Source organism: Pseudoalteromonas sp. 31A1, from assembly GCF_011378815.1.
GTDB lineage: Bacteria > Pseudomonadota > Gammaproteobacteria > Enterobacterales > Alteromonadaceae > Pseudoalteromonas > Pseudoalteromonas arctica.
The window spans coordinates 1-13,522 of record NZ_WTKY01000013.1 but is presented as its reverse complement, the minus strand read 5'-3'; the positions used below and the strand labels follow the sequence as shown (position 1 = coordinate 13,522).

General features: G+C 40.0%; 13 protein-coding genes. 3 read left to right on the top strand and 10 right to left on the bottom strand.

Translation table 11 applies throughout. The features are described from left to right. Window positions 1-5: 5 nt before the first annotated feature. From fliH to GQR52_RS12615, 6 genes are all read right to left on the bottom strand, one after another. On the bottom strand, window positions 6-812 hold the full coding sequence (gene fliH, locus GQR52_RS12640; protein ID WP_165728696.1) for a flagellar assembly protein FliH: 807 nt from the start codon (window positions 810-812) through the stop codon (window positions 6-8). Between the two features lie 3 nt (window positions 813-815). Continuing rightward, window positions 816-1,856 (bottom strand): flagellar motor switch protein FliG, encoded by a 1,041-nt coding sequence (gene fliG, locus GQR52_RS12635; protein WP_007581881.1) that lies wholly within the window; start codon window positions 1,854-1,856, stop codon window positions 816-818. Beyond that, window positions 1,849-3,564 (bottom strand): flagellar basal-body MS-ring/collar protein FliF, encoded by a 1,716-nt coding sequence (gene fliF, locus GQR52_RS12630; protein ID WP_007581880.1) that lies wholly within the window; start codon window positions 3,562-3,564, stop codon window positions 1,849-1,851. The genes fliG and fliF overlap by 8 nt, the downstream gene beginning before the upstream one ends. A gap of 20 nt (window positions 3,565-3,584) precedes the next feature. Continuing rightward, on the bottom strand, window positions 3,585-3,917 hold the full coding sequence (gene fliE, locus GQR52_RS12625) for a flagellar hook-basal body complex protein FliE (RefSeq protein WP_007581879.1): 333 nt from the start codon (window positions 3,915-3,917) through the stop codon (window positions 3,585-3,587). A gap of 156 nt (window positions 3,918-4,073) precedes the next feature. Beyond that, window positions 4,074-5,540 carry a sigma-54 dependent transcriptional regulator gene (locus tag GQR52_RS12620; RefSeq protein ID WP_165728695.1) on the bottom strand — a complete coding sequence of 489 codons (1,467 nt, stop codon included), beginning with the start codon at window positions 5,538-5,540 and terminating at the stop codon, window positions 4,074-4,076. Then, window positions 5,537-6,649, bottom strand: a complete 1,113-nt coding sequence (locus tag GQR52_RS12615) for an ATP-binding protein (protein WP_007581877.1) — start codon at window positions 6,647-6,649, stop codon at window positions 5,537-5,539. The genes GQR52_RS12620 and GQR52_RS12615 overlap by 4 nt, the downstream gene beginning before the upstream one ends. A 132-nt stretch (window positions 6,650-6,781) precedes the next feature. On the opposite strand from GQR52_RS12615, the gene GQR52_RS12610 reads away from it, so the two are divergent. Next, window positions 6,782-7,378: a DNA-3-methyladenine glycosylase I gene (locus tag GQR52_RS12610; RefSeq protein ID WP_165728694.1), complete on the top strand. Its 597-nt coding sequence runs from the start codon at window positions 6,782-6,784 to the stop codon at window positions 7,376-7,378. 285 nt (window positions 7,379-7,663) lie between these two features. Here the strand turns inward: GQR52_RS12610 and GQR52_RS12605 are convergent, their stop codons facing one another. Beyond that, window positions 7,664-9,100: a sigma-54-dependent Fis family transcriptional regulator gene (locus tag GQR52_RS12605; RefSeq protein WP_165728693.1), complete on the bottom strand. Its 1,437-nt coding sequence runs from the start codon at window positions 9,098-9,100 to the stop codon at window positions 7,664-7,666. 439 nt (window positions 9,101-9,539) lie between these two features. Here GQR52_RS12605 and fliS point away from each other — a divergent pair, with 439 nt between their 5' ends. Then, the gene (gene fliS / locus GQR52_RS12600) at window positions 9,540-9,941 is read left to right on the top strand and encodes a flagellar export chaperone FliS (RefSeq protein ID WP_101162758.1); all 402 of its coding nucleotides are present in this window, start codon (window positions 9,540-9,542) and stop codon (window positions 9,939-9,941) included. 8 nt (window positions 9,942-9,949) lie between these two features. Next, window positions 9,950-10,249, top strand: coding sequence for a hypothetical protein (locus GQR52_RS12595; RefSeq protein ID WP_165728692.1), 300 nt, complete (start codon window positions 9,950-9,952; stop codon window positions 10,247-10,249). Between the two features lie 144 nt (window positions 10,250-10,393). Here the strand turns inward: GQR52_RS12595 and fliD are convergent, their stop codons facing one another. The 3 genes from fliD to GQR52_RS12580 form a co-directional block, all read right to left on the bottom strand. Next, window positions 10,394-11,824 (bottom strand): flagellar filament capping protein FliD, encoded by a 1,431-nt coding sequence (gene fliD / locus GQR52_RS12590; protein WP_165728691.1) that lies wholly within the window; start codon window positions 11,822-11,824, stop codon window positions 10,394-10,396. A 60-nt stretch (window positions 11,825-11,884) separates the two neighbouring features. Further along, complete coding sequence (locus GQR52_RS12585; RefSeq protein WP_165728690.1) at window positions 11,885-12,304, bottom strand: flagellar protein FlaG; 420 nt, start codon at window positions 12,302-12,304, stop codon at window positions 11,885-11,887. 150 nt (window positions 12,305-12,454) lie between these two features. Beyond that, the coding region (locus tag GQR52_RS12580; protein WP_165728689.1) for a flagellin at window positions 12,455-13,522 on the bottom strand (1,068 nt) is incomplete at its 5' end.

Below are 13,522 nucleotides of genomic sequence, written 5' to 3'. Positions count from 1 at the left end.
AATAGTTAGATACCACTATTATGCAAAAAACTATCCAACGTTTCTTTGACACGTGTTTTAAGGGTCATGTCGAGTGACGATTGCGCTGTTTTAACTTCACAGCCACCGCGCTCAAGAGTGGGCTCTGCCATTAATTGCCAGTTATTATCAATAATGGTTTGTTCGCCGTAGCTCTCTTTTATGAGTTCTAAGTCTTCGGGGTTTAAATGGATTCGTACTTTTTCTTGCTCCGCATTAAGTGAATCAATACTTTGCTTTAAAGTATGTAAAATCACATCTGGCGATGTTTTTACTTCTTGATAAATAACAGCTTCCGCCAACATGCTAGCAAGTTGTACTAATTGCTTCTCGGCTTGTTCGTCCACTTTATCTAGCGGTGCAGTTAACCCCTCTAAAATGGTTTTTAAACTTGTTAACTGCTCTTCAATTAATGGTTTTACGTCATCAAGGCCTTGTGTTTTACCTTGCTCTAAGCCTTCTTTGTAGCCTGCTTCTTTACCTTCACCAACACCTTTTTCAAAGCCGTCTATGTAGCCTTGCTCATGACCTTGTTTAAGGCCTTCTTCGTACGCGTCTTGTCTAATGCGTTCAAGCTCAACCATGGTAAGCGCAGGGAGTTCTGGTTCTTGTGGCTCATCAATAGGCATTTCTTCGGCTAATTCTTTTTTGTACAACTCACTAAGCGGTGTGCCATAAGCTGTAGAGCGATTGCCAAAGCTGCTCTCATCTGGTGCTACATCTGGAATAGCCCAGTTTTTTAATAATTCATCTGCTTCATCAGCCCGAAGTGTGCGTCCTTTGAGTTTGCTCATAGTTTACAGGAACTCCTCGCCACCGCCGCCGCCCAGCTGAATTTCACCTGAGTCAGATAAACGACGCGCTGTTGATAAAATCTCTTTTTGCGCCGCTTCTACTTCGCTTATACGTACCGGTGCCATAGCCTCTAAATCATCAGCAAGCATTTCGGCTGCACGCTTAGACATATTGCCCAGTATTTTGTCTTTAAGCGCATCGTCGGTGCCCTTAATTGCTTTCATTAATACGTCTTGTTGTACTTCTCGTAGGATTGCTTGAATACCACGGTCTTCAACATCCATTAAGTTTTCAAACACAAACATAAGATCTTGAATTTGCTGCGACATCTCTTCGTCATGTTCACGAATAGAGTCCATTAACTGCCCTTCTACGTTGGTATCTAGGTAGTTCATAATATCTGCAGCTGCTTTTAAGCCACCCATTTTAGCGGCTTGTGCACCTGCTTGGCCGGCAAATTGTTTTTCCATAATTTCGTTTAGCTCTTGCAGTGCTGCCGGCTGAACTTCTTCAAGGTTTGCAATACGCATGGTTAAATCTAAGCGCACTTTTTCAGGGAACTGAGCAATAATCTCAGCAGACTGCTCTGGCTCTAAGTACGATAATACAATGGTTTGAATTTGTGGATGCTCATTACGAATAATGTTTGCTACCTGCTTAGAGTCCATCCATTTTAATGAATCCAAGCCTTTAGCGCCTGAGCCCATAACAATTTGGTCAATAAGGCTAGCGGCTTTGTCTTCACCAAGTGCTGCTGTAAGCGCTTTTTTAATAAAGTCTTCTGACTGAAAACCAATGGTACTAAAGCTTTGAATTTGTTCTATAAACAAGTTGTGTACAGCGCTAATCTTAGCTTGTGATAAGTCCTGTAACCCAGCCATAGCCATACCCACTTTTTGTACCTGTTTAGGCTCTAAGTGTTTAAGGATTTGCGCGGCATCTTCTTCTGATAAACTCAAAAGTAATATAGCGGCTTTATCTACCCCATCTAGCTTATCAACATCAAAGGCTGGCGGGAGTTGTTTTTGTTCTTGATCAGTCATCTTCTGTTAACCACGCTTTGACTACTTGTGATGATAGTTCTGGTTCGTTAGCTACAAGGGCACGAATTGCTTTAAGTAAATCTTCGTCGCCATGTAAATCCGGTAACTGCAGTGTACCATCACTTGAGAAACCAACCGAAGCAGAATCAAAGTCTTTATTTAGCATATCAAGTGTATTGTCGCCAATATCTACGCCTGAACTTAATGCATCTTCGTCGTATTCTTCTAGTGTATCGTCTGGGTAAATTAAGCGTTTAAGCATTGGTTTTACTACTGCCATTATCAATACAATGATAACTAAGGCGCCTAATACAAGGCGGGCTATTTTCATAAACCAGTCTTGTTCCCACAGTGGCACTTCTATTGCTAAATTTGTTTCTTCACGTACAAACGGCACTGTTACGACTTCAAGTGCATCACCACGTTGCATATCAAAACCTACACCACCTTGTAGTAAGCGACGGATATTTGACAATGCCTCTACCGAGCGTGGAGTCATGGTTGTTTCACCGTTTTCTCCCACTTTAGCAATGTAGTCAACAGCAACTGATACGCTTATTCTACGTATTACACCACTTTGCTGGCGCTTATGAGAAATTGTAGTGTCGAGTTCATAATTACGCGTTGCTTCTTTGTGGCTGCGTGTTGGTGATGTAGCTGTGCCTGCACCACCTTGCCCCGCAACCTCAGGAATGTTCGAGTTTAACGGTGGCTGATTTGTAAGCGCACCTGGAATACCAACAGCTAGGCCGCCAATGTTATTTTCTTCAAATGTGGTTTCGCTTCTAACCGCTGGTAGGTCTGGGTTATAACGCTTTTGAGTTTCCTCAATCGAGCTAAAGTCCATACTCAAATCAACTTGAGCTGTATAGTTTGCAAGCCCAACAACCGGTATTAAAATACTGTCTATTTTTTCAAGGTACTCTTGTTCGCGCTTACGTTCTAAATCGTATTCTTTACGAGAGCGTGCTGCTAATGAGCTTTGCGAACCTGAATTTAGTAATCGACCATTTTGATCGGTAACAGTAACTCGCATAGGCTCTAAACCCTGTACTGCCGAAGCAATCATATCAACAACAGAGTCTACTTCTTCACGGTCAAGTGAGCGTCCACGTTTGAGTGTTAATACAACTGTAGCGGATGGTTTTTTCTCTCTGCGGGCAAATACGTTTTCTTTAGGAATGGCTAACAATACTTTAGCGCGAGTAATATTATTAAGCTCTTCAATGGTCCGTGCTAATTGCTGTTCACGGCCATGTTTTAGGCGTTCGCGCTCTAAGCGTTGGCTTACACCAAAGCCCATATCTTGCATAATTATATCAGAGCCAGATGCTGGCCCTTGCTCTAACCCTTCGCGGGTCATTAACAATTTAATATTTTGGTATTCGCTTTCATCAACCGACACAACGTTGCCATCTAGTTGATATTCAATTTGTTGCGCATCTAAAAAGTCGAGCGTTTGAATAAGCTCTTCAGTTTGCATTTTGCCTAACGGGCGCATATCTGGCTGACGAGCCCAAATAATAATAAAAATCGCGATAGCTAAACAAATAGCCAATGCTATAACCAATGTTACTTGGCGCAATACATCAACACCATTTAAAGCACTTAAGTAGCCTGACTTTTGTTCTTGTTGATCATCACCACCACTTTGGTCAATACCGCCACCAGCAAGTGCTAGGTCTGTAGATTGGTTAGATTGCGCCACAATAATTCTCCACTACCTAATTAAACAGGCATGTTCATGATTTCTTTATAAGCTTCAACAAGTTTATTACGAACCTGTACTGTAGCCTCAAAAGCAACTGACGATTTTTGAGAAGCAATCATCGCCTCAGCAAGCGATACACTTCGATCACCCATCTCAACTGCTGTTACTTTTTGAGCGGCATCTTGTTGTAATCCGTGCACTGAATTTAGTGCATCACTTAGCATGTCGCCAAACTGGGAAGTAGAAGTAGGTTGAACTTGAGTCGGCAATTTATTTATTTGATTATTACGGCCGGCTTCTAAAGCCATTGATTGCATTTCTTGAAATACAGCACTGTTTTGAATTTTCATAATTTATCTCTGACACGCAGTGAACTCTTATAAGTAATAAAGCACAAAGCATGCCAAATAATTAATCATTAAAATACAATAGGTTAACTTTAATTTGTGTTAGTCAGAGTTTTGACAACCCTAAGCTTGCACTGCAAACTTAGGGTTTATAGGAGGTTATGCAGGAAGTGAAATACCTAAATCGCGCATTTGCGCTAGTTTATAACGTAAAGTTCGTGGGCTTATGCCCAACGTTTCAGCAACGTCTTTACGCTTGCCTTGGCAACGCGCAAGAGTTTCTAAAATAATGCGATGCTCTTTGTCTTTAAGCTCATCTTTATAGCTACCGGTATCTGCCGCTAGTAAACCTTGCTTAGGCTCATCCTCGGCATGCGATTTTTCATCATAATATGCAGAGCTTAGCGTGCTTTTATCAACGCCTTTATCTGCGTGAGCTAATTCTGTTGGCGATACTGTTTGCGCTGGTGCCAATGATGGCTCCATAACAAAGTTATTAGATACTAAGTTTTCGATAAAAATAGCATGCTCGTTTATTGTATCGCCACTTCGCAATATAAGTGCACGCTGTATAACGTTATCAAGTTCGCGCACATTGCCAGGCCACGCATGAGCCAATAACTTTTGCTCAGCAGCTTTATCTAAATATGCCATGGGCTCTTTGCTTTTACTTATATGGCGCTCAATTAAATGCTTAGCCAATACAATAATATCGCCAGGGCGTTGGCACAATGGTCGCCACATTAGTGGAAAAACATTAAGCCTGTAATATAAATCTTCTCTAAACTGATTTTCAGACACGGCTTCTTTTAAATCACGATTACTGGTTGCCAAAATACGTACATCGAGCTGGATTGTTTTACGACCCCCTAAACGCTCTACTTCACGTTCTTGCAGTACGCGTAACAGCTTTGCTTGTAGCCCTAAGTCCATCTCAGTAATTTCATCAAGTAAAATAGTCCCGCCCTGTGCTTGCTCAAACTTACCCGGACATGCTTGAATCGCCCCCGTAAAAGCCCCTTTTTCATAACCAAATAAAGTGGCTTCGAGCATATTTTCAGGAATAGCCGCGCAGTTAATCGCCACAAATGGCTCATTACATCGGCTCGACTTATCATGAATATAACGAGCGAGTACTTCCTTACCTGAACCACTTGGGCCAAGTACCATTACACTTGCATCAGAGCGTGCTACTTTACTTGCAAGCTCCAATAATTGAATACTAGTTGGGTCGGCAACAATGGGGCCGTCGGTTTCTTTTGCTTTTTCAGGCAAATAACGACTCACCATATTTAACAGCACTTCAGGTGCAAATGGTTTAGCCATGTAGTCAATTGCACCTAGGCGCATGGCCTCTACCGCATCGTCAATTGTGGCGTAAGCCGTCATCATCAATACAGGTAAATCAGGGTGGTTTAATTTAATACTGCGTAGTAAATCAAGGCCACTCATTGCGCCCATTTGCACGTCGCTTACAACAAGCGAAAATTGATCTTTTTTAAGCAGTAACATTGCTTGCTCAGCACTGCTCGCTGCAACACATTCAATACCCGATATTTCAAGGGTATCTATTAAGGCTTCACGAAGCCCAGCGTCATCTTCGACAACTAAAATAGTGTTACTCATAATGATCCCTCTAATTTAGATGTTGCCTTAATAGGCAGTAACAAGCTAAAGCAGGCACCACCCTGCGTATTATTGGTCACATCAACACGGCCTTGGTGCGCACTAGCCACCGAACTCACTACAGCAAGTCCTAAACCTGTGCCCTGACTTTTTGTAGTAAAAAATGGTTCAAAAATTTTATCGCTTTGGCTTAAATCAACACCTGGGCCATTGTCGCTCACACTAATACGAACCATATCTAAATCTTTTAAATCTCTTTGTGCGCTAATTTTTACTTTTGCACCGCCGCCAATAACTTGAATACTATTGTGCACAAGATTTTGAATAGCACTGGCCAATGCCGTTTTATTACCGACTATTTGTATATCTGGCTCTGGTAAGCTTACATCCAGCTCACTTTCATTAAGTGCGACCATCGCATCAGCGCCCGCTTTAACTTCTGTTAAAAGCTGCTGCATTGAAACTTGCTCAACAACTTGCTGATCGCCACTTTTAGCAAATAACAGCATGTCGTTTACTTGAGTTTCTAAATCTTTTAAACGCGACATTAACTTTGTTTGAAAGTTATCGCGAGATGCTTCGGGTAAGCGCTTAGACCCTAAATTAGCAGCGTACAGCATAGCGGCTGAGAGCGGCGTACGTACTTGGTGCGCTAATGACGCAACCATTTTACCCAGCGCGCTTAATCGCTGCATATGTGCAACACGTTTTTGTAAACGGCGAGTTTCGGTTAAATCCGTCATTAAAATAAGTTGCCCAGGCTCTGGTGCTAAAGCAGTAATATCAAGTTTTATTAGGCGCCCGTCTTTTAAAGACACTTCGTGACCATCATCTTGATGTGGCCTAAAAGAGCGCTGAATAACATTAAACCAGCGTTCGCCTTCAAGTGGCTCGCCAAGCATATCAATCGCTATTTGATTCGCTTTTGCAATCAACCCTTTGCCATCAAGTACAACCACGCCTGCTGGCATGGTATCAACCAAATGCGAAAGCCAACTTGCTTGCTTGCGCAGATCGCTTAATTCACCAATGTACTCCTCTTGAAGTAAACATGGGTTATACTGATTTGCAGAAAAAAACTGTGGTTTTAGCACGCTAGCAAGGGCCATAATCAAATCTCGAATTGATGTAGATACATGTCTAAATGCACGATTTATACCAAAATTTATTTGCATACTTATCATTAAGTTACATCAATAATTTGAGCGACATAAAAATGACGCACGCAAAAAGGAATAATAATGAGTGAGCAAATAAAGTGCCGTTGCCCGTGGCTCGACACCACTAAACCCGACTACGTTATTTACCATGATGAAGAATGGGGCGCCCCCCTTTATGATGATACAAAGCTGTTTGAATTTATCACTCTTGAATCCGCGCAAGCCGGCTTAAGCTGGTACACAATTTTAAAAAAGCGCAGCGGTTACAAAAAAGCATTTGCTAATTTTGATGTAAAAAAAGTAGCACAATTCACACAGGATGACATTGAGAGACTAATGCTTAATGAGGGTATTGTGCGCAATCGCTTAAAAATTGCGGCAACTGTTAACAACGCTAAACGCTTTATAGAAATACAAAAAGAATTTGGAAGTTTTAGTAACTACCAATGGCAGTTTGTGGGTAATAAACCGATTATAAGTAATTTAAATAACGTTGAGGACTACCCAGCAATTACAGAGGCATCAACTGCATTTGCGAAAGATTTAAAAAAACGGGGTTTTAAGTTTTTAGGACCAACCACGGTTTATGCCCATATGCAGGCCTGCGGTATGGTTAACGATCACAGTAATGATTGTTTTAGAAAAGAAGAAATTATTGAGGCTTTTAGTAGTAAGTGATTAAAAGCCATAAAAGTAATTTGTTCACAAAGAGGTTAAGAGACGCTGCGCTATAGAGAAGTAACGCGTAAGTTGGCTATGGTTTCTCATTTATCCTCGTTTTTCACGCGAGCAGTCTAGCGTCTACAACAAAAGTAAAAACCGTGTAGGTGCGAATTTACTTCGCGCTCTTGCTAATATTTTTTAAGTAAAGTGCGGTATAAAACCGCACCTACAAAACGAGGGGTTATTTATCTACTGTGTTTGGCCAATTTATAACTAAACACTGACAGCTGCTTTTAAACCTTAATCTCTTGAAAGATTATACTTTTTCATTTTCTCAACGAGTGTGGTTCTGCGAACACCCAATATCTCTGCAGCGCGAGCCACAACGTAATCATAGCGCTCTAACGCTTGGGTTATTAAGCTTATTTCGAGCTCGGCTAAATAATCTTTAAGTTCAATGCCATCATCAGGCAACAGCCCACTACCCGTTTGGCTAAACTCAGCATCTGGCTCAGTTTCGTAATCGCTAAAACCGGTGCTAAATATATCGTTAAAGGCGTCTTTTTCCATTAACTCTTCAGGGTATTCAGGCTCGTAGGCTTCAACTTCAATGTAACGATATTTATTAGGTAAATCGGGAATATCAACCACTTTCTCAGGAAACATAATAACCATTCGTTCCACTAAGTTAGCAAGCTCACGAATATTACCAGGCCAAGCATGTTCTTTTAAGCTCTCAACTGCGCGCTCGGTAAACTTAGCGGTAGAACCTGTCTGGTCGTTAACACGGCGCATTAACTCTTTTAAAAGCAGCGGAATATCATCAGCACGCTCACTCAGCGATGGGTTTTCGATAGGAAATACATTTAAGCGGTAATATAAATCTTCCCTAAAACTCCCCTCTTCAATCATTGTTTCAAGATTACGGTGCGTGGCCGCAATAACGCGTACATCAGCCTGAATAGCCTTTGTACCACCAACACGCTCGTAGCTGCGTTCTTGCAATACTCGCAGCAACTTAACTTGCATTTGCAGTGGCATGTCGCCTATTTCATCTAAAAATAGCGTTCCACCTTGAGCTAGTTCAAAGCGCCCTTTACGAGCCGATATAGCACCAGTGAACGCGCCTTTTTCGTGGCCAAATAGTTCACTTTCGAGCAGCTCAGCCGGTATAGCACCACAGTTAACTGGTACAAACGGTCCATTAATACGCTTTGAAAGCAAGTGTACATTACGGGCAACCACTTCTTTGCCTGTGCCTGATTCGCCTAAAATTAAAACATTAGCGTCGGTTTTTGCCACTTGTTCAATTAAAAAGCGAACATCTTTTACAGCCTCTGTTTCACCAACAAGTCCATCAAAAATTTTATGTGGTTTAGTATGCTTATGCTCGTTTGGCAGCATACGCTGATACTGCTGGCAATCGTGAAGTAACTGAGTTGTCACTTCGTGATTAAATGGCTCGCAAATAAGCCCCACCACATTAGCTATACTTAATAGTGGTTTTAGCGTTTCGCCAATTAATAAAAACGGTAATGTTGGATAGCGTTTAATTAAGCTTTCGTGGTCAAGTGATTGCAACGCTCCTAAAATAATCATGCATTCTTGCTGCTGATATTTTTTGCATTCTTGTTCAAAGCAGTCTTCGCTTAATAGTTCAGCAGCTTCACCAATAAAGCCAAGTGAAGCATTTAATCCTATTGCGCGGTTGTTATTATTATCTAAAATCAAGATCATATTTAGCGAGCCGTACTTTCACTAATTTGTATAATTAGTTAAATTGTAAGCCAGTTCAGCATGGATGCAAGTGATAGCGGCAGTTTTTTGACATAAACGCCAAAAAACAGACGGGTTAGTTAAGTCAATCATACTTAATAGTTAATAGTTAATCATTAAGTATGGGTTATAGTTTTAACTTAGTTATTACTTAGCCATTACCTAGCTATTACTTAACTGTAACTTAGCCCTAAAAATTAATTTACTCGGCAATAAAAATGCTATTGTTAGTAAATAAACTCAATTATAAATTTAAGTTGAAGTTACAAATGCCGATATATAGATAAGTGAAAATGCTTGGCATTAATATTGCTTTGTTCTTATAAAAGTATAAAAGCTTAATTAATTTTTTGTATTAGCTTTCACATAATTTTATCGTTTTAAATTTTAGGATTTTCCCATGGCTCATGTCTCAGTAAAAAAATACAGTCAAGTTCGTGCTAGCAGCATTGCCGAAATGGCACCTTACGAACAAATAAACCTTATATTCAGTAATATTATTGGTCGTTTAGCTGCAACAAAGGGCTTTATTGAGCGCAAAGAAATAGCAAAAAAAGGTGAAAATATTTCAGCATGTATTTTGTTATTTGGTGCACTGCAAGATGCACTTAATTTAGAAGTAGAACAAGACCCTAGTATTTCTAACAATTTATTGGCACTTTACGATTACTGCCAACGTCGCTTAACGCAAGCTAACCTACATAACGATATTGAAGCAATTACTGAAGTATCAAGTATAGTTAAAGAAATTAAAGAAGGTTGGGATAATATCCCACTAGATCAACGCAACCCTGCGGTTTAATTTTAATTATGGATTCGCAAACACCAATAAGCCATGCTGAGCAGATACAAGCATTACTTAGTAACATTGAAGTGTTGGTAAATGATAATAATGCAGACGAAGCTCAGCCTCTTTTAGACACTTTAAATACTAAACTAAAGCAATGGTGCGAAAGCAGCGACGGCCCAAGTGCAGAGCAATTAGAATTAATTCAGCTTCGTATCAACACTATTTTAGTAACAGCGAATGGTGCAAAAAACGAATCTTCTAAAGCTATTATTAAACATAAAAAGTCAGGAAAGGCGATAAAAGCTTATAAAGCCATCTAGTGAATAGGTTTAATAAACTACCTTTATTCAAACTAAATACATGGCTATATCTTACTATTTGAATCAAAGAGCAATACACAAAAAAAACCGCTAAGTTTAAACTTAGCGGTTTTTTATTAAATCTATAATATTCTTACTCAGCTATTAATTTGATTGCCTAACTACGCCTGGCATGTTCTCTAATTGAGCTTGGACATAGCTGCTGGTGTTATTAAGGCTCGCCACCAATAAATCCATCGCATTATATTGAGAATATAAACGAGCTGATAACGACTCCATTTTACTTGTTAAACTTTCTCTTTGATCATCTAAATCATCTAACTGATTTGTTTTACTATCAATTCTGTTTTGGATAATACCGTCAGAATCTGTATAAAAACTAACTAAATCATCAAACGACTGTGCAAAGCCATCATCATTACTACCAACAAAAAATTGCTGTACTAAACTAACATCGGATTTAATTTGATCATTCAATGTGTCACTATCCAAGCTAAGCACACCATACCGGTCAGTTGTTACTCCTAATTGTGAAAGTGATAACGAACTCCCTCCTACATTTACTGAATCTGTTATTGTATCTCGCAGTTTAGACATTACACCACGTAATAATGAGTCCCCAGCCATTACGCCAACGCCATCTTCACCTGACGCACCTAAGGTGTTACTAAGCTCTAACAACTCGTTGTAACTACTGATAAAACTATTTAAACCTGTTTTAATATTATTATTGTTCTCAGTAACTGATATGTCGCTTATGTCGTCATCGATGTCATGCAGTTTCTTAACATTAATGTCAACACCATCAATAACATTGCTAAACTCATTAGTATTACTTGATACAGTCAACGCACCATCAATTGTTATCTGTGCATTTTGTGCAGCGTTAACTTGCGTTAGGTTAGTTGTATGATTAACAGGGTCTGCGTCTGATACATCATAAGCTAATCGAGATAATCCGCCAGTATCAGTATTATTACCGTCATCGTCTTGTACGGAAATTGTAATTGCGTTGTCTTCACCGGTTTCTTTACTTGTAAGTACTAAATGCTGACCTGTATCACTCGTGACTATAGTGGCCACAACTGAATCATTACTATCATTGCCAGTAAAAGGGCCGTTATTAATTTGGTCTCGTAAATCTTCTAACGTGTTTGTAGCCGATAAAACCGTAGAAAAACTATTTGTGCCAGAGCCTATCGTGATTACACCCGCACCTATAGCCTCGTCTGCAGCAAACGCAGGGGAAGATAACTTATGAGCTTGTGCTAATGCGTCTACTTTTACGTTATAGCTTCCAGGCTGCGCATTTTCATCTGCGCTAATAGAGATAAAGTCATCAGTACCTGATGTACTACGCTGCTGGTATTTATCACTATCCCCCAAAGCTTCCATTGAGGTTTGCACTTTTTCGAGCGCTGACTTAAGTGCGCCAACAGCTGAAATATCTGTTGTTAAATTAGCTTCTTTAGTATTTAAACGAGCTTCAGCAGGTGCTTGTTCAGCATTAACTAATGCATCAACAATATCTGATACGGCTAAACCTGAGCCTAAGCCATTAAACGAAATAGACATACTTCACCTCTTAAATACTCAAAAATAAACTAACTTATTATTAGTGATTGGAACTACTCACTAAACCGTTTGATCAATCAAAATACCTGCCGATTCAGATAATTTAGACACTAAACTTAACACTTCCTCAGAAGGATATTGTTTAATGACTTCACCACTGTTTTTATCAAGAACTTTAATTACATCGCGGCCTGAATCTTCATCAACTTTAAATTGTAAACTTCGGTTCATTTCGCCCATAAAGTCCTGCAATTGTTGCGCCATCTCTTCTAACTGTTCACGCTCTAAAGGCTGCTTTTCCGTAGGGTTTATATCGTATTGGTTTTTCTGTAATTGCTGTTGATTTTGTTTATCCACTTGATTTACATCATCAACAGCTCGTTCGGTTAAAGAGTGAACAACCGGTCCTACCTGCTTGTCATTTCCAGCGGTTAGATTAGATAACGTTGTAACCTCTGCATTTGAAGTAATTGTATTCATAACAGATTCCTATGTGTACTTAATTAAACCAACAATAGCTTAATTTTAGCCCTTGAACCATAAAAGGAGGTAGCTAAAGCCACCTCCTTTTATTGTAAAGCTAATACTGACTTTATGTACTAGCTAACCATTAAGCTAACGCTTGACCTATTAACCTAATAAGCTAAGTGCTGTTTGTGGCAACTGATTCGCTTGCGACAAAATTGATGTACCTGCTTGTTGCAATATTTGGTTTTTCGTCATTTCTGCTGTTTCTGTTGCAAAGTCAGTGTCTTGAATTCGGCTACGTGATGCAGATACGTTCTCAGAAATATTTGCTAAGTTACTTATTGTGTGGTCAAAACGATTTTGAACCGCACCTAAGCTCGCTCGTTGTGAGTCGATGTTTGCAATCGCGTTATCAATAATTGCTAGCGCATCTTGCGAGCCTTTTTGATTTGTAATATCAACTGAATCTATATCCGTTAATGTACTTGTTACAGCTGTTATGCTAGCTGCCATTGTAGTAACAGCAGTTTGAGCAGTAAATGTCTCCGCTGAATTTAACTGAATGCCACCTGTTATTGTTGTTGAGTCAAGACCACCACTTAATACAGAGATAGGTGTATCATGATCAGTACCATCATAACTCTGCGCTGTCATTTTTAAGCTAGCAGTAGTTGATACTGTCCCATCAGCTGCAGCACTTTGATAGTCATCAATTTTAATATCTTCACCAAGGTTATTACTAAACGTAAGTTCGCCATTTTCAAGCGTTGCAGTTACACCATGTTCATCAGTACCAGAGTTTACTGCCTCCGCTAATGACTGTAAGTCATCTGCTGCGACACCGCTTGTGCCAAAAGAAACTTTTTCGTCGTTCAGATCAAAGCTAACTGTATGATCGGCAGTTGTTACTGCGAATTCAACACCTGCAGCAGTTCGAGCTTGGGCTGTTACACCTGTATTAGATGTGTACTGATTAATAGCAGCTGCAGAATCTTTCGCACTTGCACCCGCAGCAATGGTTACAGTAGATGAGGCATCACCGCGACCATCTATTACTAATGAACCGCCTCCAACACCATTCGTAGTAGTAGCTGCTGCTGCGGTCGTTGCAGCACCAAAACCACCAACAGAACCATCTGCGGCTTGAAGATTTACTTGATTAGAGCCAATACTATCAGCAGCTACGCTTGAAAGTGATACATTAATCGTTTCGTTTGAATTTGAACCAAT